This window comes from Salmonella sp. 32031103-2018-00083-FB-01-SM-01, from assembly GCF_017571995.1.
In the GTDB taxonomy this organism is placed as follows: domain Bacteria; phylum Pseudomonadota; class Gammaproteobacteria; order Enterobacterales; family Enterobacteriaceae; genus Salmonella; species Salmonella enterica.
Genome location: NZ_JAGEQL010000001.1, coordinates 1 through 24,051, shown reverse-complemented (window position 1 = coordinate 24,051; position 24,051 = coordinate 1). Strand labels below are relative to the sequence as shown.

18 protein-coding genes, 1 tRNA gene and 1 pseudogene are annotated in these 24,051 nt (G+C 54.3%); 10 read left to right on the top strand and 10 right to left on the bottom strand.

What is annotated here, in order from left to right:
- Positions 1-67: 67 nt before the first annotated feature.
- From J4614_RS00100 to lrp, 9 genes are all read right to left on the bottom strand, one after another.
- Positions 68-1,216 (bottom strand): MFS transporter, encoded by a 1,149-nt coding sequence (locus tag J4614_RS00100; RefSeq protein WP_000109271.1) that lies wholly within the window; start codon positions 1,214-1,216, stop codon positions 68-70.
- A 349-nt stretch (positions 1,217-1,565) separates the two neighbouring features.
- Complete coding sequence (locus J4614_RS00095) at positions 1,566-2,429, bottom strand: dimethyl sulfoxide reductase anchor subunit family protein (RefSeq protein WP_000534681.1); 864 nt, start codon at positions 2,427-2,429, stop codon at positions 1,566-1,568.
- 1 nt (position 2,430) lies between these two features.
- Entirely contained in the window at positions 2,431-3,048 is a 618-nt protein-coding gene (dmsB, locus tag J4614_RS00090; RefSeq protein WP_000213068.1) for a dimethylsulfoxide reductase iron-sulfur subunit DmsB, read from the bottom strand.
- 10 nt (positions 3,049-3,058) lie between these two features.
- Positions 3,059-5,503, bottom strand: coding sequence for a dimethylsulfoxide reductase subunit A (gene dmsA, locus J4614_RS00085; protein WP_208293018.1), 2,445 nt, complete (start codon positions 5,501-5,503; stop codon positions 3,059-3,061).
- A 237-nt stretch (positions 5,504-5,740) separates the two neighbouring features.
- Positions 5,741-7,033: a serine--tRNA ligase gene (serS, locus tag J4614_RS00080; protein ID WP_000886699.1), complete on the bottom strand. Its 1,293-nt coding sequence runs from the start codon at positions 7,031-7,033 to the stop codon at positions 5,741-5,743.
- Positions 7,034-7,291: 258 nt separating this feature from the next.
- Positions 7,292-8,635: a replication-associated recombination protein RarA gene (gene rarA / locus J4614_RS00075; RefSeq protein ID WP_000067786.1), complete on the bottom strand. Its 1,344-nt coding sequence runs from the start codon at positions 8,633-8,635 to the stop codon at positions 7,292-7,294.
- A 9-nt stretch (positions 8,636-8,644) separates the two neighbouring features.
- On the bottom strand, positions 8,645-9,256 hold the full coding sequence (gene lolA / locus J4614_RS00070; RefSeq protein WP_001519746.1) for an outer membrane lipoprotein chaperone LolA: 612 nt from the start codon (positions 9,254-9,256) through the stop codon (positions 8,645-8,647).
- 142 nt (positions 9,257-9,398) lie between these two features.
- A complete protein-coding gene (gene ftsK, locus J4614_RS00065; protein WP_001528816.1) occupies positions 9,399-13,475 on the bottom strand; it encodes a DNA translocase FtsK in 4,077 nt (1,358 codons plus the stop codon).
- A gap of 134 nt (positions 13,476-13,609) precedes the next feature.
- Positions 13,610-14,104, bottom strand: coding sequence for a leucine-responsive transcriptional regulator Lrp (lrp, locus tag J4614_RS00060; protein ID WP_000228469.1), 495 nt, complete (start codon positions 14,102-14,104; stop codon positions 13,610-13,612).
- Between the two features lie 546 nt (positions 14,105-14,650).
- On the opposite strand from lrp, the gene trxB reads away from it, so the two are divergent.
- The 6 genes from trxB to infA all read left to right on the top strand — a co-directional run bounded on the left by trxB (position 14,651) and on the right by infA (position 20,501).
- Entirely contained in the window at positions 14,651-15,619 is a 969-nt protein-coding gene (trxB, locus tag J4614_RS00055) for a thioredoxin-disulfide reductase (protein WP_208293017.1), read from the top strand.
- A 114-nt stretch (positions 15,620-15,733) separates the two neighbouring features.
- Positions 15,734-17,500, top strand: a complete 1,767-nt coding sequence (gene cydD, locus J4614_RS00050) for a cysteine/glutathione ABC transporter permease/ATP-binding protein CydD (RefSeq protein WP_208293016.1) — start codon at positions 15,734-15,736, stop codon at positions 17,498-17,500.
- Positions 17,501-19,222, top strand: coding sequence for a cysteine/glutathione ABC transporter ATP-binding protein/permease CydC (cydC, locus tag J4614_RS00045; protein WP_086776540.1), 1,722 nt, complete (start codon positions 17,501-17,503; stop codon positions 19,220-19,222). It abuts the gene before it with no gap.
- 44 nt (positions 19,223-19,266) lie between these two features.
- Positions 19,267-19,971, top strand: coding sequence for a leucyl/phenylalanyl-tRNA--protein transferase (aat, locus tag J4614_RS00040; RefSeq protein ID WP_138020074.1), 705 nt, complete (start codon positions 19,267-19,269; stop codon positions 19,969-19,971).
- On the top strand, positions 19,972-20,355 hold the full coding sequence (locus J4614_RS00035; RefSeq protein ID WP_001604059.1) for a hypothetical protein: 384 nt from the start codon (positions 19,972-19,974) through the stop codon (positions 20,353-20,355).
- Entirely contained in the window at positions 20,283-20,501 is a 219-nt protein-coding gene (infA, locus tag J4614_RS00030) for a translation initiation factor IF-1 (protein ID WP_001040187.1), read from the top strand. The genes J4614_RS00035 and infA overlap by 73 nt, the downstream gene beginning before the upstream one ends.
- Before the next feature lie 90 nt (positions 20,502-20,591).
- Here infA and J4614_RS00025 read toward each other — a convergent pair whose 3' ends face one another.
- Positions 20,592-21,503 carry a LysR family transcriptional regulator gene (locus tag J4614_RS00025; protein ID WP_000597928.1) on the bottom strand — a complete coding sequence of 304 codons (912 nt, stop codon included), beginning with the start codon at positions 21,501-21,503 and terminating at the stop codon, positions 20,592-20,594.
- Positions 21,504-21,611: 108 nt separating this feature from the next.
- Here J4614_RS00025 and J4614_RS00020 point away from each other — a divergent pair, with 108 nt between their 5' ends.
- From J4614_RS00020 to J4614_RS00005, 4 genes and pseudogenes are all read left to right on the top strand, one after another.
- Positions 21,612-22,472 (top strand): pirin family protein, encoded by an 861-nt coding sequence (locus tag J4614_RS00020; protein ID WP_000809969.1) that lies wholly within the window; start codon positions 21,612-21,614, stop codon positions 22,470-22,472.
- Between the two features lie 19 nt (positions 22,473-22,491).
- Positions 22,492-23,169 carry a hydrolase gene (locus J4614_RS00015; protein ID WP_000097893.1) on the top strand — a complete coding sequence of 226 codons (678 nt, stop codon included), beginning with the start codon at positions 22,492-22,494 and terminating at the stop codon, positions 23,167-23,169.
- Between the two features lie 148 nt (positions 23,170-23,317).
- Positions 23,318-23,405: transfer RNA gene (locus tag J4614_RS00010), tRNA-Ser, on the top strand.
- Positions 23,406-23,505: 100 nt separating this feature from the next.
- Positions 23,506-24,051 (top strand): annotated as a pseudogene (locus J4614_RS00005) (IS3-like element ISSen1 family transposase); the annotation flags it as partial.

The window sequence follows — 24,051 nt, the reverse complement described above, 5'->3', positions numbered from 1 at the left end:
TTATTTTACGTAAAACATAAACAAAGAGTATGCAAGACTCACGTCCTGCATACGATTCAGAGAACAGTTAGATGTGGGCGACAGGATTAGGCGTCTGGCCGGCGTTACGTAACAGCATCAGCAGATAAATAAACGATACGCTGGCGATCATAATAAACAGCAGATTATCTGAATAATTCTGCATTAACATCGCAGCAAAAGACGGCCCCAACAGGCTCCCTACTGTATAACTTAACAACAGCGCCTGGTTCATTGCCACAAGCTGGTGATGTTCGACTTTTTCACAGGCCCAGGCCATTGCGACGGGATAAAGCGTAAAACCCGCCGCCCCCAGAATAAACAGAGCTGGCGCCATCGCCGCCTGGGTTAACATGGCAATACTACCGAGTATGACAACGAATACCTGTACGCGTAATACCAGCAAGCGACCAAATTTGTCCGCCAGACGTCCCATTGGCCATTGCCCCAAAATACCGGCGCTCACCAGTACCGCCATCCAGAAACCGATGCTGGCGTTAGCCATCCCCTGATGCTTCAGATATAACGGCATCAGACCATATAATGAACCAAGAACAATGCCGGAAATAATACAACCATTCACGCCAAGACGCGCCTGGCGTAGCTTCAGCATGGCGCTAATAGAAGAGGAATGACGTGCCTGTGTTTGCTGATTTACAATCCGGGTAAAGAGTAGCGGCAGAATTCCCGCCAGAATCATTCCGGTCACCCAGGGAAGGACGTGCAGCAATTCACCAGACACTTTACTGACCAATAATTGTCCAAGGAAGGTCCCCATGTAATAGACCATCATATAGGCAGCCAGCAGGCGCCCGCGATTATGCGAGGTTCCGCTGCACATCAACGCGCTTTCGACAACCACCCAAATCATAGCGCAGCCGATACCGGCAATAAAACGCCAGCTCATCCAGCTCCAGAACCCCACCATCACCCCCAACCCGACACAACCCGCGGCGAAGATCAGCGAGGCAAGATAATAGCTACGGTTAAACCCAATGCGTTTAATTAAATACCCGGTAAATAACGTCCCGACCAGATTGCCGGTAAAATAAGACGAGCTGACCATCCCCACCTGCCAGGTCGGAAGGTTTGCCTGAGCAAGCCACAGCGGCACAAGCGTATTCAGTACCGCAATGGCCAGGGTCAACAAAAGTAGCCCGCACAGCAAAAGCATGACGGGACGGGTATAGGTGGACATGAATAAAAACCGTGAGGAAGTTCAAATTTCATGCGCATCATGCCATCGCCAAAAACATTGTCAATCGGCTCCGCATGGGCGATCCGCAAGTTTTGAGACTATCGATTTGATTTACTTATTCTGTACGTGAATATATTAAAAGGCTAAAAATTCATCCCCTTGTTTTTATTGATCTAACCCGCAAAATCGGCGTTTTGTTCAGTCGAAAAATTTCATGGTTCCTTTAGCTTCGTTTTCTTCTCTATGGATTTATATGCACCTTCTCCGCCCCGGTTATATCCCTTAAATTGATGGCGGCTAAAGGCGTATTCGGCCTGCACGTTCTGCAGGCCGAATACGCGTCAACGCGTTAGCTGGCTACCGCCATGCCCACGGTCATATGCAGCCCATAGAATACGCCGCGGCCAATCAATTCCCCCGCCAGCATCAGAATGAAGGCGACAGAGAGCAACGGTACCGCAGGTTGATACCCTTTTAACTGTGGCACAATCCAGCAGCACAACGCCGCCGCAAGCAGCACCATACGCCAGGCCATCAGCGAACCATAATCCGGTACCAGAGCAGACGCCTGCTGAATGGAACTGTGAATCGTCGCCAGTTCCGCGCCCTGCATGGCCACCATAATGGCAATAACCACCAGCGCCAGCACCGACACCGCAGGTAACAAACGCATCGCCCAACCGTTCACGCCCGCGATGCGCAGCAGCAGATAACCCAGTAGCGGCCCCCCCATAAAGAGCGTCAGGAAGAAGCCCAGCGGCGTCCAGACGCTATACCAGGTCGGTACTGTATCGATGCTGTTATAGACGCGTACCATCATCCAGACGAAGACGACGCCCAGTACCATCGTGATAATCAGCCAGAGTGTGCGCAGTGCCGGCGGCAGCTTTTTCAGTACCGCCAGCAGCCAGCCAATCCCGCCGACCGCAAAAAACACCGAGCCGCTGGCAATTTCATTGCTCAGTGCGGAAGCACCTACGCGGTTAAGCGAGTTAAACGCGCGCATCGGCGAGCCCAGATGCAGCATCGAGGCGATAAAGCCAATCCCCATCAGCACCCACAGACCAAACATACAGGCGATCACCCGCTGCTGCGTTTCCGCGCGCAGGTCGCCCTTCATCAGCGCCAGAGCCAGAACAATAAAACCACCGGCCACGCACTGACCAAAGACCGTGAAGATCATCAACGGCCATTCATGCCATCCACTTCCCATCTTATACCTCCTTCGGATTGGCCAGATAACCGGTGATGTCCCCGGTCGGGCGGCTGTTGGCGTTGGGTTTAATCACAATATTCGGCTTCGTGAAATGCGCGCGCGGCAACGGCGCGACGGCAGCCAGCTCACCGTGTTTTTTGCGCAGTTCGTCTATCGGGCCGAAATCCAGCGCCCGCAGCGGACAGGATTCGACGCAGATCGGTTTCTTGCCTTCCGCCACCCGGTCATAACAGCCGTCGCACTTGGTCATATGACCTTTGGCCGCGTTGTATTGCGGCGCGCCGTACGGGCAGGCCATGTGGCAGTAGCGGCAACCGATACAGACCTCTTCGTTCACCACCACAAAACCGTCATCGCGCTTGTGCATCGCGCCGCTCGGGCAGACTTTGGTACAGGCCGGGTCTTCGCAGTGGTTGCATGAAATAGAGAGATAATAGGCAAAGACGTTCTGGTGCCAGACGCCGTTATCTTCCTGCCAGTCACCGCCTGCATACTCATAAATGCGGCGGAAGCTGACATCCGGGGTCAAATCTTTGTAGTCCTTGCAGGCCAGTTCGCAGGTTTTGCAACCGGTGCAACGGCTGGAATCAATAAAAAATCCATACTGGGTTGTCATCGGTTACTCCTTACGCCTTTTCAACCTGAACGAGGTTCGTATGTGACGGGTTCCCCTTCGCCAGCGGAGAAGGACGTTGGGTCGTCAGTACGTTAATACATCCGCCCTGATCCACGCGTTTTGCATCCGGGTCATACCATGCGCCTTCTCCCAGGGCGACCACGCCCGGCATCATGCGCGGCGTCACTTTAGCCTCGATATGTACTTCGCCGCGATCGTTGAAGATGCGGACTTTATCGCCATTGTTGATACCGCGTTTCTGCGCATCCATTGGGTTAATCCACATTTCCTGGCGACAGGCGGCTTTCAGTACGTCTACGTTGCCATAAGTGGAATGTACACGCGCTTTATAGTGGAAACCCGTCAACTGCAGCGGGAATTTATCCGTTAGCGGATCGTTATAGTTTTCAAAACCTGGCGTGTAGATCGGTAATGGATCGATCACGTCGCCTTCCGGCAGCTCCCAGGTGGCGGCGATATCCGCCAACGCCTGTGAATAGATTTCAATCTTGCCCGATGGCGTTGTAAGTGGATTCGCTTGCGGATCTTCGCGGAAGTCTTTATAGGCGACATGGTGGCCTTCGGGGTCACGCTGTTTGAAGATGCCTTGCTTACGGAACTCCTCAAAGTTGGGCAGATTCGGAATGGATTTACGCGACTGTTCGTACAGATGACGCATCCACTCTTCTTGCGTCCGTCCTTCGGTAAACTGTTGTTCCACGCCAAGACGTTTCGCCAGTTCGCTGGTCATCTCATAAATCGTCTTACACTCGAAGCGTGGTTTAATCGCCTGGTCAGTGAAGATAACGTAAGACATGTTTCCGCAGGAGGCATCCAGCGCAAAGTCCATCTGCTCAGAAGCAGTGCAATCAGGCAACAGAATATCGGCGTATTTTGCCGACGATGTCATATGACAGTCGATAACGACGATCATTTCGCATTTCTTGTCATCCTGCAGGATTTCGTGGGTGCGGTTAATCTCAGAGTGCTGGTTAATCAAACAGTTGCCAGCATAGTTCCAGATCATTTTGATCGGCACGTCCAGCTTATCTTTCCCCCGCACGCCATCACGCAGCGCCGTCATTTCCGGGCCGCGTTCAATGGCATCGGTCCACATAAACATGGAGATGCTGGTTTCAACCGGGTTTTCTAACGTGGGCATACGTTCAAATGGCAGGGCATAAGACCCTTCGCGCGCGCCGCTGTTACCGCCGTTAATCCCAACATTACCCGTCAGGATCGCCAGCATTGAGATGGCGCGCGTGGCGATTTCTCCATTAGCATGACGCTGTGGCCCCCACCCCTGGCAAATATAGGCGGGTTTAGCACTGCCGATTTCTCGCGCCAGCTTAATAATGCGATCCGCCGGAATACCGGTAATTTGCGCCGCCCACTCCGGCGTCTTCGCAATACCGTCTTTACCCTGGCCCAGAATATAGGCTTTGTAGTGACCGTTTTTCGGCGCGCTGGCAGGCAAGGTTTTTTCGTCATAACCGACGCAATATTTATCCAGGAACGGCTGATCGACCATGTTCTCGGTGATTAAGACATATGCCAGACCATTGACCAGCGCCGCATCGGTACCTGGACGAATCGGAATCCACTCATCTTCGCGACCGGCGCCGGTGTCGGTGTAACGAGGATCGATAATGATCATCCGCGCGTTTGATTTCTGCCGCGCCTGTTCAAGATAATACGTTACACCGCCCCCGCTCATGCGGGTTTCGCCAGGGTTATTACCAAACAACACCACCAGCTTACTGTTTTCAATGTCGGATGGACTATTGCCATCCGCCCAGCCGCCATAGGTGTAATTCAGACCCGCTGCGATTTGCGCGGAAGAGTAATCACCGTAGTGATTAAGATAACCGCCGCAGCAGTTCATCAGACGGGCGACCAGCGTTTTTCCTGGCGGCCATGAACGTGTCAAAGTGCCGCCCAGCGTACCCGTGCCATAGTTCAGATAAATGGACTCGTTGCCATACTCTTTGATAAGACGCTGCATATTGGTAGCAATGATATCGTAGGCTTCGTCCCAGCTAATACGCTCAAATTTACCTTCGCCGCGCGTGCCGACGCGCTTCATCGGATACTTGAGCCGATCCGGGTTATAGACGCGACGACGCATAGAACGACCGCGCAGGCAGGCGCGAACCTGGTGCAGGCCATCGTAATCATCGTTTCCGGTATTATCCGTTTCTACATATTTGATTTCGCCATCCACAACATGCATACGTAGCGGACAACGGCTGCCACAGTTTACCGTACAGGCGCTCCAGACGACTTTCTCGCCGGTTTTCGCCGGGCTTATCGCCTCTGCGGCGTTAGCGATGCGGGTAAATGGCAGGGTAAATGCGCTACTGGCCATCGCCAGGCCGCCTATCGCGGTGGTTTTGACTAAACCACGACGGCTCACCTCGGCTGCCAGCACGGCATCAGGGATCTTAGTTTTCATAAGGGCTCACTCTGCTGCTCACAATAAAAAAAACAATAAAACGATGTATAGAATTTTATATAGCGATAACGTCGCTATAAAGTCTGATATATATCGAAAAAATAGAAAAATAGCGTTAAAAACTGACCTTCATTCGAAATCAGTATTACCCCTAATAGGGTAGGGATTATTGTCCGGTATCAAACTGGCATAAAAAAAGCGCCCGAAGGCGCTTTTTAGAAGAAGAGAAAGCGAGGATTAGCCGATATATTCCAGTCCGTTCATGTACGGACGTAATACTTCCGGCACTTCAATGCGACCATCAGCCTGCTGATAGTTTTCCATCACGGCCACCAGGGTACGACCTACCGCCAGACCAGAACCATTCAGGGTATGGACCAGACGGGTCTTTTTGTCGGACTTGCTGCGACAGCGTGCCTGCATACGACGCGCCTGGAAGTCCCAGACGTTAGAGCAGGAAGAGATCTCGCGGTAGGTATTCTGCGCCGGAACCCAGACTTCGAGGTCATAGGTTTTGCAGGCGCCGAAGCCCATATCACCAGTGCACAGAATAATTTTACGGTACGGCAGTCCCAGTAGCTGGAGCACTTTTTCCGCGTGACCGGTCATCTCTTCCAACGCAGCCATAGAATCTTCCGGGCGAACGATCTGCACCATTTCCACTTTGTCAAACTGATGCATACGAATCAGGCCACGGGTATCACGACCATAAGAACCTGCTTCAGAACGGAAACAAGGCGTATGCGCCGTCATTTTAATTGGCAGCTGATCTTCGTCGATGATTTCATCGCGTACCAGATTGGTCAGCGGAACCTCCGCCGTCGGGATCAAAGCATAGTTGCTGCTGTCTGCTTCTTCTTCCAGCGGACGGGTATGGAACAAGTCGCCTGCGAATTTCGGCAGTTGACCGGTGCCATACAGCGTGTCGTGGTTAACCAGATACGGCACGTAGTTTTCGCTATAGCCGTGCTGTTCCGTATGCAGATCCAACATGAACTGCGACAATGCGCGATGCATACGCGCAATCTGTCCTTTCATCACTACAAAACGGGAGCCGGTCAGCTTAACCGCGGCGGCAAAGTCGAGGCCGGAGTGCATTTCCCCTAAGGTGACGTGATCGCGGATTTCAAAATCAAACTCACGCGGGGTACCCCAGCGGCTGACTTCAACGTTGTCGTTTTCATCTTTACCTACCGGCACTTCATCCGCAGGCAGGTTTGGGATGGTCAGCGCGATATTGCGGATCTCCGCCAGCAAGGTATCCAGCTCGGCTTTCGCCGCATCCAGCTCTTCGCCCAGTTTATTCACTTCCAGGCGTAAAGGCTCGATATCTTCCCCGCGCGCTTTCGCCTGGCCGATGGATTTCGATCGAGAATTACGCTCCGCCTGCAGGTTTTCCGTGTTGACCTGCAAAACTTTACGACGCTCTTCAAGAGCGCGCAGCTTATCTACATCCAGCTTAAAGCCCCGGCGTGCCAGTTTTTCAGCGACTGCGTCTGGCTCATTACGCAGCAGATTGGGATCGAGCATGCTTATCCTGTGCTTATCGAATAATAAAAGGAAACGCGATCAATTGATGATCGCCTCTGATTGTATTGATGAACGTAAACCACGTTTACGTAATAGCGACGTTTTCGCCTTACCTGACCGACGACAGCAACAACGCATCCATTGCGCTATACCTGCGGACCTCATAAGCAACGTGCTATCAGGCATAACGAGATTCATCATCAACGCCATGATACCTGGAGCATCATATTTAGAGATAACCTTACCGCAACGTTTACACTAGCGGTAGCGTTTTGTGGGGCTATTTTGATCCTGTTCAGCCAGCCAGGCGAGCTTTTCGCCAATCTTGCCTTCCAGACCACGATTTGTCGGATGATAATAGCGCGTTTGCGCGATTTCCGGCGGGAAGTACACTTCACCCGCAGCATAGGCATTGGGCTCATCGTGGGCATAGCGGTACTCCTGGCCATAACCCATCTCTTTCATCAGTTTGGTTGGCGCATTACGCAGATGGACAGGAACGTCATAATCAGGACGTTCGCGCGCGTCGGCCAGCGCAGCCTTAAAGGCGGTATAGACGGCGTTGCTCTTCGGCGCGCAGGCGAGATAAACGATAGCCTGCGCGATCGCCCTTTCGCCTTCAGCCGGACCAACGCGGGTGAAACAATCCCACGCGGCAATAGCGACCTGCATCGCGCGCGGATCGGCATTACCCACATCTTCCGAGGCAATCGCCAGGCAGCGACGCGCCACGTACAGCGGATCGCCTCCCGCGGTAATGATACGGGCATACCAATAGAGGGCGGCATCCGGCGCGCTGCCGCGCACTGATTTATGTAAGGCGGAAATAAGATCGTAGAAGCGATCGCCTTTGTTATCAAAACGCGCGCTGCGCTCGCCGGCGATCTCGGTCAACAAGGAGGGCAATAAAACGCGTTTGCCGCTATCATCCGCCTCCGCCATATCGGCCATCATTTCCAGCGTATTTAAGGCGCGCCGCGCGTCGCCATTGACCAGCTCAGCAATCGCTCGCCGTGTCTCATCCGGTAACACGATATCCTGATCGCCGTAACCACGCGTTTTGTCCTGCATCGCCTGGTCCAGTACTTGCTCAATATCGTCAGTGGTCAACGATTTCAGCAGATAGACCCGCGCTCGCGACAATAGCGCCGAGTTCAGCTCAAAAGAGGGATTTTCCGTGGTCGCGCCGATAAAGGTGATAGTGCCATCTTCGATATGCGGTAAAAAGGCGTCCTGCTGGCTTTTGTTAAAGCGATGCACTTCATCGACAAACAGGATGGTACGGCGACCGGCATTACGATTCTGGCGGGCGCGCTCGATAGCTTCGCGAATCTCTTTTACCCCAGAAGTGACGGCGGAAATACGCTCGACATCGGCGCTGGCGTAGCGGGCGATCACTTCAGCGAGCGTGGTTTTCCCCGTCCCTGGCGGCCCCCATAAAATCATGGAGTGCAGATGCCCGGCCTCAATAGCGCGAGGCAACGGCTTACCTGCGGCCAGCAAATGCTGCTGGCCGATATACTGCGCTAAATTTTCCGGCCGCATCCGCGCGGCCAGCGGTTGAAACGTATTATCAGAAAAATCGAGCGACAGATTGCTCACTCATCGCCTCTACTTACGTTGGTCGTCTATCGTTACCCCTTGCGGCGGAGTAAACGTAAATTTTGACGGATCAACAGCGCCGTTTTGCTGGGATTTTAGCTGATAGGCGCTACGCTGATCGTCTTGTTCTACGGCGCTAAACTGGTGGATAGTCCCGTCGCGTCCCACATTGATGGTGAACTGTTTCAGATTGCCGTTGCTGGCTTTCGGCGTCAGCACAAAATTATCGCCATCCTGCTTAATATTATACTGCTGCCAGTCGCTGGCCTGGTTGCGGGCAATCAGCATAAACGGTGTATTTCCGGTGGCATCTTTCAACCACGTGGCGGTAGCCTGTTCTACAAACGGGTTATAGAACCATAACGTTTTGCCGTCAGAAACCAGAATACTCTCGTCAGGTTGCGTCATATGCCAGTTGAATAGATTTGGCCGCTTAACCCATAAATCACCCTGTCCCTCCTGCACCGCGGCACCGCTGCCATCGGTGACTTTTTGAGTAAAGGTGGCATGAAAGCTGCTCACTTTATCCAGACGGCTTTTCAGAGAGCTGGCGGCGTCAGCCCATACGCTGCTGGCTACAACGCTTGAAAGTAATGCACAGGCGATTGCCATTTTTTTCATCATTATTCCTCAGGTTTCGACACTCCCGACCAGGAGCTCCTTTTGCTTTCTATTCCAGGCCAAAAATCAGCATGAGGAAAGAAGAAAATACTGAATTTTGTTGCCGGATGGCAGCCTGCACAGCGCCATCCGGCTTACAGGTTTACTCAAAAGGCGGCGGAGCCAGCACTTCACGATTACCGTTATGCCCCTGAGCGCTGACAATACCCTGCGCTTCCATCTGTTCGATAATACGCGCCGCACGGTTATAGCCGATGCGGAACTGACGCTGAACGCCGGAAATGGACGCTTTACGCTTCTGGGTGACGAAATTAACGGCCTGATCGAATAGCGCATCTAATTCTTCGCCGCCGTCAAAACCGCCACCGCCACCTTCGCTTTCGCTGTCGGAGGTAATGCCATCCACATATTGCGGACGACCGCGCGCTTTCCAGTCCTGCACCACCGCATGGACTTCCTGGTCACGCACAAACGCCCCATGGACACGTACCGGCATGGTGGAGTTTGGTCCGGAGTAGAGCATGTCCCCCATTCCCAATAACGACTCAGCGCCACCCTGATCAAGAATGGTGCGGGAGTCGATCTTGCTGGATACGGTAAAAGCAATACGGGTTGGAATGTTGGCTTTAATTAAACCAGTAATCACATCGACCGACGGACGCTGCGTCGCCAGTACCAGGTGAATCCCCGCGGCGCGCGCTTTCTGCGCCAGACGCGCGATCAGCTCTTCAACTTTTTTACCGACGGTCATCATCAGGTCGGCAAATTCATCAACCAGTACCACGATATACGGCAGTTTTTCCAGAACCGGATGCTGAACATCCATACTGTCGCCCGGCTTCCAGTACGGGTCCGGAATCGGACGCCCCATGCGGGCCGCTTCGGCGATTTTCTCGTTATACCCAGCCAGATTACGCACGCCGAGCGCGGACATCAGCTTATAGCGACGCTCCATCTCATTGACGCTCCAGCGTAACGCGTTAGCCGCGTCTTTCATGTCGGTAACAACTTCTGTCAGCAGATGCGGTATACCCTCATAGACCGAGAGTTCTAACATTTTCGGGTCGATCATGATAAAGCGAACGTCTTCCGGCTGCGCTTTATACAGCATACTGAGGATCATGGCGTTAACTCCGACCGACTTACCGGAACCGGTCGTACCGGCCACCAGCAGGTGAGGCATTTTCGCCAGATCCGCCACTACCGGATCGCCCGCGATATCCTTACCTAACACCACGGTAAGCGGCGACGGATTCTCGCGGAATTTGGCGTTATCCAACACTTCGCGCAGATAAACGGTTTGCCGTTTCTTGTTCGGCAATTCCAACCCTACGTAAGGTTTGCCTGGAATGACCTCCACAACGCGTACGGCTACCGTTGACAATGAGCGCGCCAGATCCCGGGAAAGGTTGGAGATACGCGCCGCTTTAACGCCCGGGGCCAGATTCAGTTCAAAGCGAGTAATGACCGGGCCTGGCGAATAGTTCACCACATCAGCTTTAATGCGGAAATCCGCCAGACGCGCTTCAACCAGACGCGCCATTTGCTCCAGCGCAAAGGTATCTACCGGTTCAACTTCGCTCGGCGGCGGCGTCAGAAGATCTAACGAAGGCAGCGGCGTCGTCGGACGCTGTAATGGACGACTGTCGCCGTTACGCATCAACAGCGGGTGAATCAGGCTGTCTTGCGGCGCTGTCGGCTGTTGCGGCTGCTGATACTGCGGTTGCGGCGCTACCGGCTGTTGCGGCTGCTGATACTGCGGCTGCGGCGCTGTCGGTTGCTGCGGCTGCTGATACTGTGGCTGCGGCGCTACCGGCTGCTGCGGCTGCTGATACTGTGGCTGCGGCGCTACCGGCTGTTGCGGCTGCTGATACTGCGGTTGCGGTGCTATCGGCTGCTGCGGCTGCTGGTACTGTGGCTGCGGCGCTACCGGCTGTTGCGGCTGCTGATACTGCGGCTGCGGCGCTACCGGCTGTTGCGGCTGTTGATACTGCGGCTGCGGTGCTACCGGCTGCTGAACAGGCGTTGATTCGGGCATGACACTCGGCGTGAACAGCGGTTCGTGCGGACCTTCATCAACCAATACTTTCATTGGCGAGAAATCCAGATCGTCCAGTGAGAACGGCTGCGCGCCAGCGGGTTGCTCGCCGGAATATCGCTGCTGTTGCGAAGCGGCAAACTGGCGGGCTAATTCAGCTTCCGCAGCGGTATCGTCATCTTCTGCCTGTTGAGTATCATGCTGATACGTCTCACCATAACGATGCTGCTGCGACTGCGCAAACTGACGGGCTAACTCGTCCTGATGCATTGCATCTATTTCTTCATCGGTTAGCTGCGCGCCCGTCTCGTACTGATTGCGCTCCGCCTCGCGGGCTTTTTCTTCTGCAATCCTCTGTGACGGCAGCTTAATACCGTACGACGCCAGTTCCCGTCGGGTCGGCACGCGAACGCGGTTCGGACGCGGCAGTTGCGGACCAATCCCCTCTTTCACCTGCGGACGCGGCGCGCCGCCGGTAGCCAGACCAAATGCAGGCGCAGCGGCCGCGGCGCCTGCTGCCAGAGCGCCACTCTTAATACCTGCGTCAAGCGACGCGGCGGCGGCTACCGCTTCCACTGGCGGTATGGATGGCGCGACAGATACCGTAGGTTTGACCGGCACGTTCTCTTTTACCGGCTCCGGAATCGGTTGATACCATGCCGCCAGTTGTTCGCGCTCACGGGCGCGTTTCTCTTCCACCTCTTCAAAATAGTAAAGCGGAGGACGGGCGGGTCTGGTCTCTTCTATGACAGGTTCAGGCTCGGTGGCAACCGGCTGTTCGATAACCGGCGGCGGCATGTGGGAAGGTTCAGCCGCTATCGGCTCCGGCTGATAAACCGGCGTCGGCTGATGGGTCGGCTCCGGCTGCCAGTGTTGTTCGGCATCCGGCGCCTGCCATTGCGGCTGTGTTTCCTGCGGCGCAAGAGAGTCATACTCTGCTGCGGTCGCTGGCGTCGCGGCGTATTGCGGCGCGGAAGCGACAGGCACAGGTTGCTGCCACGGCGCACTTTGCGCCTCCTGCGGTTGAGCATATTGCGGATGCGGCTGATACCCCTCCGGCGCAGGCGCGATAACCGGCTCGCCGGTTTGCGGCCCCGGTACGGGCTGCCACTCCACGGTCGGTTGCGCGACAACCGGCTCAGCCCCCGGCATGGGCGGCGTTTGCATTATGGGATCGGCGGACGCTGCCCACGTCTGGGTGACGGCAGTTGCGGCCGCAGCGGCGGCAACCGGTTCGGTGACAGAATGGCCGTTTAACAGCGGATCATATTCATCATATTCCGGCTGCGTCGCACGGTTGCCCGAAAACAGAACGTCGTCGGGATCGGCAGCGACGCCGCGCGCGCTATACTGAATGTCCTCGTCATCATCCATCCGTTTGCCGGAAAAGAGCGCGGCATCGGTCTGACGGCCCCGTGGATTGCTGAATTTTTCAGCCAGTCGCTTACGACGCGCCAACGCGCCGCGCAAAATACGCGCCCGGCGAGATTCACGCTGCACGCCGTCGGTTTCTTCATCGTATTCGTCATCATACTCTTCGTCGTCAACCCACGTATCATCACGCCGGGTACGGTTGCTGGCGAAGGTCAGTATATTAAGCAACCAGCCGCCTAATTTTTCGGCGATACTAACCCAGGACCAACCGGTAAAGAGCGTCAGCCCGGCAGCCCAAATACAGAGAAGCATTATCGTTCCGCCGCTACTATGCAACAACGGCTGCAGCGTGGTGCTTAACAGGCTGCCAATTACGCCGCCGGAGGCGAAATACCAGATATCGTCGGCATTAATGGCCGCCAGACCGCAGGAAGTGAGAATCAGCGCCAGCACGCCGATAAGGCGTAGCGACACAGCAAAATAGTCGATGTAATCATCCGTAGACTGATGACGCCACGCAAACCAACACCCGCCGACAATAATGACAGGGATGGTGTAGGCCATTACGCCAAAAATAAAGAACAGTGTATCGGCCAGCCACGCGCCCGGCGCGCCGCCTAAATTATGGATGGGTTCATGCCAGGCGGTTTGCGACCAACTGGGGTCCGAAGGGTTAAAGCTCAACAAGGCCGCCATCAGCCAGACGGCAAAAAGGGCAATAAGTATCAACAACGCTTCCAGAAGTCGGCGCCCGCTGCTTAACTTCGTCAATGTGACGTCTTTGTCTTCAGTATATTCCTGGCTCAAAAAAGGCTCTCCAGGTTCCAGGCTTTTCCCGCCCGATGCTAAAACGGACAACAGCACCGGGTTACCCCGGCACTGTTGCTGTATGGATTAACAGGAGTGTAATCAAACTACGGCGATTTTGCACCTGTTCCGTGTTAGCGTGTCTTAATAACCAGACGATTACTCTGTTTTACCTCTTCCATCACTACGTAAGTTCGGGTGTCGTTCACACCTGGCAAGCGCAGCAACGTCTCTCCCAATAGTTTTCGATACGCTGACATATCCGGTACACGGGTTTTCAACAGGTAGTCGAAATCGCCGGAAACCAAATGACACTCCTGAATCTCTTCAAGCTTTTGCACGGCAGCATTAAACTGTTCAAACACATCCGGCGCGCCGCGATTTAAGGTAATCTCAACGAATACCAGAAGTGACGCATCCAGATAATGCGGGTTCAACAGCGCCGTATAGCCCTGGATAAACCCCTGTCGCTCCAGCCGACGCACACGCTCAAGGCAAGGTGTCGGCGAAAGCCCTACTCGTTTAGAAAGCTCGACGTTGGAAATACGCCCATCCTTTTGCAGTTCATTAAGAATGTTACGATCGATACGGTCGAGATCTTTGCCAGGGCGCTTCTTGCTATCTACCATTATTATTGTCTCTCTGTATTCCTTCCCTACTCCTGCCTGACTCTACTCACATCACTGTTCAGAGTCGCTGCCCATCACAATAGACCGAAACCCAGAGGGATTAACGGCGCGCAATGCCTGGTCTATGGTGAGAAGACCGTTGCCTCGCGGCAGCTATCGACATCACGAATGGCGTCTGTCCACGCCATGCGTAGATTTCACTAGCCCGGTAAACATGGTATTTACATGCATGATTATGCAGCACATACATAACACAGTTTTTTTCTTCCTCGAATGTTTTCGCAAAACAGCAGGTGATTGTCAAAGCAAAACATCGATTTTTAGTACAACATGCCAGTTATTCATTAGAGAGGGCGGTAAACTGTCATTTCGTCACCTTATAAGTTACCGATTTCAAGTAAAATTTGTGATGATAACGTCGCTGTCCCGGTCGTTCATCGGTTCATGCTATTACACATATTGTTAACAAAATCGTTATGCTCTTTTTTTACGTCTGTAAATTCCCTACAATTCTGCTCATTGTCTGCCAACAACTATGGGGATCTCATGGGCACGACCAAACACAGTAAGCTGCTTATTCTGGGCTCAGGACCGGCGGGATATACCGCGGCGGTGTATGCCGCGCGCGCAAATTTACAGCCAGTACTTATTACCGGTATGGAAAAAGGCGGTCAACTGACTACCACGACGGAAGTGGAAAACTGGCCCGGCGATCCAAACGATTTGACCGGCCCGCTGCTGATGGAACGCATGCATGAACATGCGGCAAAATTTGAAACCGAGATAATTTTTGATCACATCAACAAAGTGGATCTGCAAAATCGTCCGTTCCGTCTGACAGGTGACAGCGCAGAGTACACTTGCGATGCGTTGATCATTGCGACCGGCGCTTCCGCGCGCTATCTGGGGCTGCCATCGGAAGAAGCCTTTAAAGGGCGCGGCGTTTCCGCCTGCGCAACCTGCGACGGTTTCTTCTACCGCAACCAGAAAGTGGCGGTGATCGGCGGCGGCAACACCGCAGTTGAAGAAGCGCTTTATCTGTCCAACATCGCTTCGGAAGTACACCTTGTCCATCGCCGTGACGGTTTCCGCGCTGAAAAAATCCTCATTAAGCGCCTGATGGATAAAGTTGAAAATGGCAATATCATTCTGCACACCAACCGGACGCTGGAAGAAGTGACCGGCGATCAGATGGGCGTCACCGGTCTGCGTCTTCGCGACACGCAGCAGAGCGATAATATCGAGACGCTGGATATCGCCGGACTTTTCGTAGCCATCGGTCATAGCCCAAACACGGCGCTCTTCGAAGGCCAGCTTGAGCTGGAAAATGGTTATATCAAAGTTCAGTCCGGCACCCATGGCAACGCCACACAAACCAGCATCCCTGGCGTATTCGCGGCGGGTGACGTTATGGATCATATTTACCGTCAGGCGATCACCTCTGCAGGTACGGGCTGTATGGCGGCGCTGGATGCTGAACGCTATCTCGATGGTCTGGCCGACGCGAGCAAATAGTTTTTACAAATCAGTAACAAAAGTAAAAAAGGCGACTATAAGTCGCCTTTATTTTTGCGTCGTTGTAACATTGCCCCTGCCTGAAATTCTAATAACTCACCTGCTAAGCGTGCAATGAATAAAACCCGTCAAAAAGAGCTGACCCGCTGGTTAAAACAGCAAAGCGTAATCTCCCAACGGTGGTTGAATATTTCCCGCCTGTTGGGATTCATGAGTGGCGTATTAATTGTCGCTCAGGCCTGGATCATGGCGCGTATCCTGCAACATATGATCATGGAGAACATTCCACGGGAAGCGCTGTTGCTCCCTTTTATCCTGCTGATACTGATCTTTGTCCTCCGCGCCTGGGTGGTGTGGTTGCGTGAGCGCGTCGGTTTTCATGCCGGACAACATATTCGCTTTGAGATCCGCCGTCAGGTGTTGGATCGTCTGCAGCAAGCCGGCCCAGCCTGGATTCAGGGCAAGCCCGCCGGTAGCTGGGCGACGCTGGTGTTGGAACAGATTGACGATATGCATGACTATTATGCGCGCTATCTGCCGCAAATGGCGCTTGCCGTTTGCGTACCGCTCTTAATCGTGGCGGCGATTTTCCCGTCAAATTGGGCGGCGGCGCTGATTCTGCTGGGCACTGCCCCGCTCATTCCCCTATTTATGGCGATGGTGGGGATGGGCGCGGCTGACGCCAACCGCCGCAATTTCCTGGCGCTTGCCCGGCTAAGCGGCCATTTTCTTGACCGTCTGCGCGGGATGGAAACGCTGCGAATTTTCGGTCGTGGAGAAGCGGAAACCGAGAACATTCGCGCAGCATCGCAGGATTTTCGTCAGCGCACGATGGAAGTTCTGCGCCTCGCCTTTTTATCTTCCGGCGTGCTGGAGTTTTTCACCTCGCTTTCTATTGCGCTGGTCGCCGTTTATTTTGGCTTCTCTTACCTGGGCGAGCTGAACTTTGGTCATTACGGTACCGGTGTGACGCTCGCCGCCGGGTTCCTCGCCTTGATCCTCGCGCCGGAGTTTTTCCAGCCATTACGCGACCTCGGCACGTTTTATCATGCTAAGGCGCAGGCGGTTGGCGCGGCGGATAGTCTGAAGACGTTTCTGGAAACGCCCCTCGCCCACCCGGCGCGCGGCGAAGTTGAGCTGGCGGAAAACGAACCTGTAACCATTGACGCAGTCAATCTTATTATCACCTCGCCAGAAGGCAAAACGCTTGCCGGGCCGCTGAATTTCTCATTAGCGGCAGGAGAACGCGCCGTCCTGGTAGGACGCAGCGGTTCCGGTAAAAGCTCCCTGTTGAATGTATTATCCGGTTTTCTCTCCTATCAGGGCTCTTTGCGTATTAACGGTGTCGAGCTTCGCGATCTCTCGCCGGAATCCTGGCGCCAGCATCTCTCCTGGGTTGGACAAAACCCGCAATTACCTGCGGCGACGCTACGCGAAAATATATTACTGGCGCGCCCGGACGCCAGCGAGCAGGAACTTTATGCCGCGCTTGACGCCGCATGGGTAAGCGAGTTTTTACCGCTGCTGCCGCAGGGAGTAGACACCCCGCTCGGCAATCATGCCAGCAGACTTTCCGTCGGCCAGGCACAGCGTGTAGCGGTCGCCCGTGCGCTACTTAATCCCTGTCAACTGCTACTGCTGGATGAACCGGCGGCAAGCCTGGACGCTCACAGCGAGCAACGCGTCATGCAGGCGTTAAAAGCGGCGTCAAAACGCCAGACCACATTAATGGTGACGCATCAGTTGGAAGATCTCGCCGACTGGGACGCTATCTGGGTTATGCAAGATGGCGCGATTGTCGAACAAGGCAGTTATGCTGAACTCAGCGCCGCCAACGGCGCTTTTGCGACGTTATTGGCTCACCGTCAGGAGGATATTTAAATGCGCGCGCTACTCCCTTATCTGACGCTTTATAAACGCCACAAATGGATGCTAACGCTGGGAATTGCGCTGGCAATCCTGACCCTGCTTGCCAGTATCGGGCTGCTGACGCTTTCCGGCTGGTTCCTGTCCGCGTCCGCTATCGCAGGCTTCGCGGGAATTTACAGTTTTAACTATATGCTCCCGGCAGCCGGCGTGCGCGGCGCGGCCATTACCCGTACCGCCGGTCGTTATTTTGAACGTCTGGTAAGTCATGACGCCACGTTCCGCGTGCTGCAACATCTGCGTATTTACACCTTCAGCAAACTTCTACCGCTCTCCCCCGCGGGTCTGGCGCGATATCAGCAAGGTGAACTGCTGAATCGCATCGTTGCCGACGTCGACACGCTGGATCATCTCTATTTGCGCGTCATCTCCCCGCTGGTCGGCGCTTTTGTAGTGATTATGATTGTCACCCTGGGGCTTAGCGTTCTCGACGTGACGCTGGCGATCACGATGGGCGGCATTATGCTGTTGACGCTGTTTATTATGCCGCCGGTGTTTTATCGCGCCGGCAAAAATACCGGCCAAAATCTGACGCATCTACGAGGTCAGTATCGCCAACAGCTCACGTCATGGTTACAGGGCCAGGCGGAACTCACCATTTTTGGCGCCAGCAAACGCTATCGGGCGCAAATGGAAGCCACCGAATTACAATGGCATGAGGCCCAACGCCGACAGTCTGAACTAACCGCCTTATCGCAGGCGTTAATGCTGCTGATTGGCGCGCTGGCGGTGATGTTAATGTTGTGGATGGCCTCCGGCGGCGTTGGCGGCAATACGCAGCCCGGCGCGCTCATCGCGCTGTTTGTCTTCTGCGCGCTGGCGGCTTTCGAGGCGCTTGCGCCCGTTACCGGCGCATTCCAGCATCTGGGGCAGGTTATCGCCTCTGCGCTTCGTATCACTGAATTAACGGAGCAAAAACCGGAGGTGACCTTTCCGCAGGCAGAAACTCCCGCGCCGGAAAAGGTCACACTCACCCTGCGGGACGTTTCGTTTCGTTATCCCGACCAGCCGATTAATGCGCTCAATGCCCTCTCATTACAGGCTAATCCTGGCGAGCATGTCGCTATTCTGGGGCGTACCGGCTGCGGAAAATCAACGCTGTTGCAGCTACTCACCCGCGCCTGGGACCCGCAACAAGGCGAAATTCTGCTCAACGATCTTCCGCTATCCTCGCTGAGCGAATCCGCCTTACGCCGGACTATCAGCGTGGTGCCGCAGCGTGTCCACCTGTTCAGCGCCACGCTGCGTGATAATTTATTACTGGCGGCACCCAATGCCAGCGACGAAGCCCTTTCCGACATGCTGCGTCGCGTCGGCCTCGAAAATCTGCTCGAAGATAGTGGGCTTAATAGCTGGCTTGGCGAAGGCGGTCGTCTGCTATCCGGCGGCGAACTTCGTCGCCTGGCCATCGCCCGCGCGCTGTTGCACGATGCCCCGTTAATGCTGTTGGATGAGCCCACTGAGGGGCTGGATGCGACCACCGAGAGCGAAATGCTGGAATTACTTGCCGATGTGATGCGCGAGAAAACCGTCCTGATGGTGACTCACCGTTTGCGCGGCCTGGCCCGTTTTGATCAAATCATCGTAATGGACGACGGGCGCATCATTGAGCGAGGCACTCATGCAGAATTGTTAGCCGGACAAGGGCGCTATTATCAGTTTAAACAACGTCTGTAAGCTATTATTGAACGATCCGACTTGCGTACTGGAGTTTCGCCGTCATGCGTCTGGTTCAGCTTTCCCGACATTCTATCGCCTTCCCTTCGCCGGAAGGCGCTTTACGCGAGCCTAACGGTTTACTGGCGCTGGGCGGCGATCTCAGCCCTGCCCGGTTGTTAATGGCCTACCAGCACGGGATTTTCCCGTGGTTTTCGCCGGGCGACCCGATTCTGTGGTGGTCGCCCGATCCGCGCGCCGTGCTGTGGCCTGAAAAGTTTCACCTCAGTCGCAGCATGAAGCGCTTTCACAACGCATCCCCTTACCGCGTGACGCTCAATTACGCTTTCGATCAGGTCATTGATGGATGCGCCAATCACCGTGACGAAGGCACCTGGATAACGCGTGGTATTGAGGAAGCCTATCGCCGATTACATGAATTGGGCCACGCGCACTCCATTGAAGTGTGGCGCGATCGGGAACTGGTCGGCGGGATGTATGGCGTCTCGCAGGGGGCGCTGTTTTGCGGCGAATCGATGTTTAGCCGCCAGGAGAATGCCTCCAAAACCGCACTGCTGGTTTTTTGCGCTGAATTTACCCGTCACGGCGGTAAACTTATTGATTGTCAGGTACTTAATAGTCATACCGCCTCGCTCGGCGCCATTGAAATTCCACGTCGTGACTACCTCGATCACCTCGCGGCCTTACGCCAACAGCCGCTGGCCTCCCGTTTTTGGGTGCCGCGGACATTATTTTTGCCCCGGAAGTGAATGTTTTCGGCACATTTTTTATTGGGGTGTTATAATTGCTGCCGCAGAATTGGTTTAGCATATTATCCCGCAGCCCGTTGTCAGGTAACGCCCATCGTTTATTTCACCGTTCCCTTATATGTTGCGCTTATGTCGATACATCAGGCGGTAGTATCAGGGAAAGGGTGTATAACGCGGCGTTGTCGTGTGTCGCGGAATCATGTGCTAAACCTGGTTTGCTGTGTTTTAAACGCACAAATCTTTACTTATCAAAAGAAGTTCGGCATTATCTTGCCGGTTCAAATTATGGTAGTGATACCCCAGAGGATTAGATGGCCAAAGAAGACAATATTGAAATGCAAGGTACCGTTCTCGAAACGTTACCTAATACCATGTTCCGCGTAGAGTTAGAAAACGGTCACGTGGTTACTGCACACATCTCCGGTAAAATGCGTAAGAACTACATCCGCATCCTGACGGGCGACAAAGTGACCGTTGAGCTGACCCCGTACGACCTGAGCAAAGGCCGCATTGTCTTCCGTAGTCGCTAATTGTCTCCTCACGCCCTGAAGGGCGGCTGGATAAAAGGTCGGTTTAACCGGCCTTTTTTGCGTCCATTAAGTCGATGAATGACGAGCACGTTACTCTTCCACCATCCGCGCATACTCTTCCGTCAAAAAATCGACCAACGCGCGTACGGAAGGTAATAATCCTCGCCGGGATGGGAACACAGCATGAATAACCTCCCGCCGGGGCTCCCACTCTTCCAGCACCGCGACCAGTTCACCGGCGGCCAGTTGTTCTTTCACCATTAAGACAGGTAACTGCACAAGCCCCACGCCCGCCATCGCCGCCTCGCGTAGCGCCAACATGTCTGTAGTAATCATACGCGGGGTAAAATGGACTTCCGCACGTGCGCCCTGCGGGCCATAAAGTTCCCAGCGGTGGATATGCTTGCCGGATGCAAGACTTAGCCCTGGCCAATGACTCAACTCCGCCGGCGCGGAAGGGATTCCCATCCGTGCGATAAGATCCGGGCTGGCAAACAGGCGATGCCCTCTGTCAGCCAGGACGCGCATCACCAAGTCGCTATCTTCAAACGGGCGCGGCCTGACGCGAATCGCCACATCCACCCCCTCCCCTACGACGTCCACCCGACGATTGGTCGCTTCAAGCTGTAGCGAAACATCAGGATAACGCGCCATAAATTTCGCCAGCATTGGGCCGATGTGTACATGCAGCAGCGTCACCGGGCAGGTCAGCTTCACGATACCGCGAGGCTCTACCTGCAATGCGGCAATGGCATCCTGCGCCGCCTGAGCTTCCACCAGCATCGCTTTACAGTGCTCATAGAATGTTTGTCCCACTTCGGTAACGTTAAACTGCCGGGTAGTTCGCTGAATCAATCGCACGCCCAGCCGTTCCTCCAGTTGCGCAATACGCCGGCTCAGTTTTGATTTTGGTTCATCAAGCGCACGCCCCGCCGCGGCAAACCCACCCTCTTCGACCACATGCACAAACCACGCAAAATCATTGAGATCCGTTTTTATCATTACATTGTCCTATTAATGGAACGGTATGAGCCATTTTAGCCACTACCGAACCTTTTGTCATGAATATAAGCTTATTCACATCAAGACAACGCCACTGAGGAGAACACCATGAAACAGATTACAGGCGTCTATACCGCACCTCGCCCGCACTGGGTTGGCGATGGATTTCCGGTTCGTTCACTCTTTTCTTATCAGTCACATGCGCAGCAGTTGAGTCCCTTCCTGCTGCTGGATTATGCCGGGCCGCACACATTTACGCCGGGTAATGAAAAACGCGGCGTTGGGGAGCATCCACACCGCGGTTTCGAGACCGTGACGATTGTTTATAGTGGCGAAGTCGAGCATCGGGACTCTACCGGTCGCGGCGGCGTTATCGGCCCGGGCGACGTTCAGTGGATGACCGCAGGCGCAGGCATTTTGCATGAAGAGTTCCATTCCGACGCGTTTACCCGTCGGGGCGGCGAACTGGAAATGGTGCAGTTGTGGGTTAACCTTCCCATGAAGGACAAAATGACCACCCCGGGTTATCAAAGCATTACCCACGATGTTATCCCGACCGTTACGTTGCCGGATGACGCCGGAGTCGTGCGGGTCATCGCAGGGCGTTATGAAGAGACAAAAGGCCCAGCGCACACTTTCTCGCCGCTCAATGTCTGGGATATGCGCCTGCAACGCAATCGCCAGCTTACATTGGCACAGCCGGAAGGATGGAGCACCGCGCTGGTGGTACTGAAAGGCAATATCACGGTGAACGGCACGACGCCGGTCAACGAAGCGCAACTGGTGGTATTGAGCCAGCAAGGGAAAACGCTGCACCTTGAGGCCAGCAGCGACGCCAGCGTATTGCTGTTATCAGGCGAGCCGCTGAATGAACCGATTGTGGGTTACGGCCCATTTGTTATGAACACGAAACAAGAGATCGCAGAAGCAGTCCGCGATTTCAACTCCGGCCGTTTTGGCCAAATCTGAAAACATGAAGGAGAACACGATGTCAAGTCCTGCTAATTTTAATGGTTTGCGCCCGGTAATTGATGTTAACGATTCCGTGATGCTTTTAATCGATCATCAAAGCGGTCTTTTCCAGACCGTAGGCGATATGCCAATGCCGGAATTACGCGCTCGCGCCGCGGCGTTGGCGAAGATGGCGACGTTAGCGAAAATGCCGGTCATTACCACGGCATCCGTACCGCAAGGTCCGAACGGCCCGCTGATCCCGGAGATCCACGCTAATGCGCCACATGCGCAGTACATTGCGCGCAAAGGTGAAATTAACGCCTGGGATAACGAAGATTTCGTTAAGGCGGTAAAAGCGACGGGTCGTAAGACGCTGATCATTGCCGGGACGATTACCAGCGTGTGCATGGCATTTCCGGCCATTAGCGCGGTAGCGGAAGGTTATAAGGTATTTGCCGTGATCGACGCATCCGGTACCTACAGTAAGATGGCGCAGGAGATCACCCTGGCGCGTATCGTACAGGCTGGCGTCGTACCGATGGATACTGCCGCAGTCGCCTCTGAGCTGCAAGGCACCTGGAACCGTGAAGACGCCGCCGCGTGGGCCGACGTTTATACTCAGGTATTCCCGGCCTATCAACTGCTGATCGAAAGCTACAGCAAAGCGCAGGATGTGGTGAAAAACAACGAAATGTTGGATTCACAGCGCTAATTTGCCTCCCCGCGCCAGTTTGGGCGGGGATTATGTCTATTGCATGAGCAAACGACAGTGAATCTGTAAATTCTGCTTGACCGTTTTAGCGCAACTCCCTATAGTAGCGCCCCGTTGCCCCCCAAGTGGTCAGGCAGCAATACAATATGGTGAGGTGTCCGAGTGGCTGAAGGAGCACGCCTGGAAAGTGTGTATACGGCAACGTATCGGGGGTTCGAATCCCCCCCTCACCGCCATATTTAAGAAAGAGCTCGTACGAAAGTACGGGCTTTTTTTTCACATATGACCCGTCCTGAATAGCGTTGACACGTTCCAGACTTAAATCCGGAGAACGTGATGATGACTGAGTTCAAACGCACCCAACGCGATTATCCTCTATCCTTTAAAATAGCCGTCGTTGAGCAGGTCGAAAAAGGCGAGATGACCTATAAACAGGCCCAGCAGCGATATGGCATTCAGGGGCGCTCCACCGTACTTGTCTGGCTGCGTAAATATGGCCGGCTTGACTGGAGACCCGGACTTCCTGACCTGGTGAAGAGGAAACTGCCTGTGGCTCAGACAACTATCCCGCTGACACCCGAGCAAAGAATCAGGGAACTTGAAGAGCAGCTTGAGCTGGCAAACCAGAAAGCTGAGTTTTTTGAGTCCGTTATCAACGTCCTGAAAAATGATTACGGGGTAAGTGTTGTAAAAAAGCGGCCCGGCAAGTCCTCACGCAAAGTCAGGCCCCCAAAATAACAGTTACGCGTGCATGCCAGTTCCTGGGGCACAGCAGACAGGCGTGGTACCAGTACAATACAAGATGTAATAAACGGCAGGAGCATCATGCTCAGGTTCTTGATTTTGTTGCCCGTACCCGGTGCCGTCAGCCGCGAATCGGTA

Bases quoted from the DNA above. Each gene is read 5' to 3' on its own strand.
- J4614_RS00100 (WP_000109271.1), bottom strand. From the start codon at position 1,216: ATGTCCACCTATACCCGTCCCGTCATGCTTTTGCTGTGCGGGCTACTT.
- J4614_RS00095 (WP_000534681.1), bottom strand. From the start codon at position 2,429: ATGGGAAGTGGATGGCATGAATGGCCGTTGATGATCTTCACGGTCTTT.
- dmsB (WP_000213068.1), bottom strand. From the start codon at position 3,048: ATGACAACCCAGTATGGATTTTTTATTGATTCCAGCCGTTGCACCGGT.
- dmsA (WP_208293018.1), bottom strand. From the start codon at position 5,503: ATGAAAACTAAGATCCCTGATGCCGTGCTGGCAGCCGAGGTGAGCCGT.
- serS (WP_000886699.1), bottom strand. From the start codon at position 7,033: ATGCTCGATCCCAATCTGCTGCGTAATGAGCCAGACGCAGTCGCTGAA.
- lolA (WP_001519746.1), bottom strand. From the start codon at position 9,256: ATGAAAAAAATGGCAATCGCCTGTGCATTACTTTCAAGCGTTGTAGCC.
- lrp (WP_000228469.1), bottom strand. From the start codon at position 14,104: ATGGTAGATAGCAAGAAGCGCCCTGGCAAAGATCTCGACCGTATCGAT.
- trxB (WP_208293017.1), top strand. From the start codon at position 14,651: ATGGGCACGACCAAACACAGTAAGCTGCTTATTCTGGGCTCAGGACCG.
- cydD (WP_208293016.1), top strand. From the start codon at position 15,734: ATGAATAAAACCCGTCAAAAAGAGCTGACCCGCTGGTTAAAACAGCAA.
- cydC (WP_086776540.1), top strand. From the start codon at position 17,501: ATGCGCGCGCTACTCCCTTATCTGACGCTTTATAAACGCCACAAATGG.
- aat (WP_138020074.1), top strand. From the start codon at position 19,267: ATGCGTCTGGTTCAGCTTTCCCGACATTCTATCGCCTTCCCTTCGCCG.
- J4614_RS00035 (WP_001604059.1), top strand. From the start codon at position 19,972: ATGTTTTCGGCACATTTTTTATTGGGGTGTTATAATTGCTGCCGCAGA.
- infA (WP_001040187.1), top strand. From the start codon at position 20,283: ATGGCCAAAGAAGACAATATTGAAATGCAAGGTACCGTTCTCGAAACG.
- J4614_RS00025 (WP_000597928.1), bottom strand. From the start codon at position 21,503: ATGATAAAAACGGATCTCAATGATTTTGCGTGGTTTGTGCATGTGGTC.
- J4614_RS00020 (WP_000809969.1), top strand. From the start codon at position 21,612: ATGAAACAGATTACAGGCGTCTATACCGCACCTCGCCCGCACTGGGTT.
- J4614_RS00015 (WP_000097893.1), top strand. From the start codon at position 22,492: ATGTCAAGTCCTGCTAATTTTAATGGTTTGCGCCCGGTAATTGATGTT.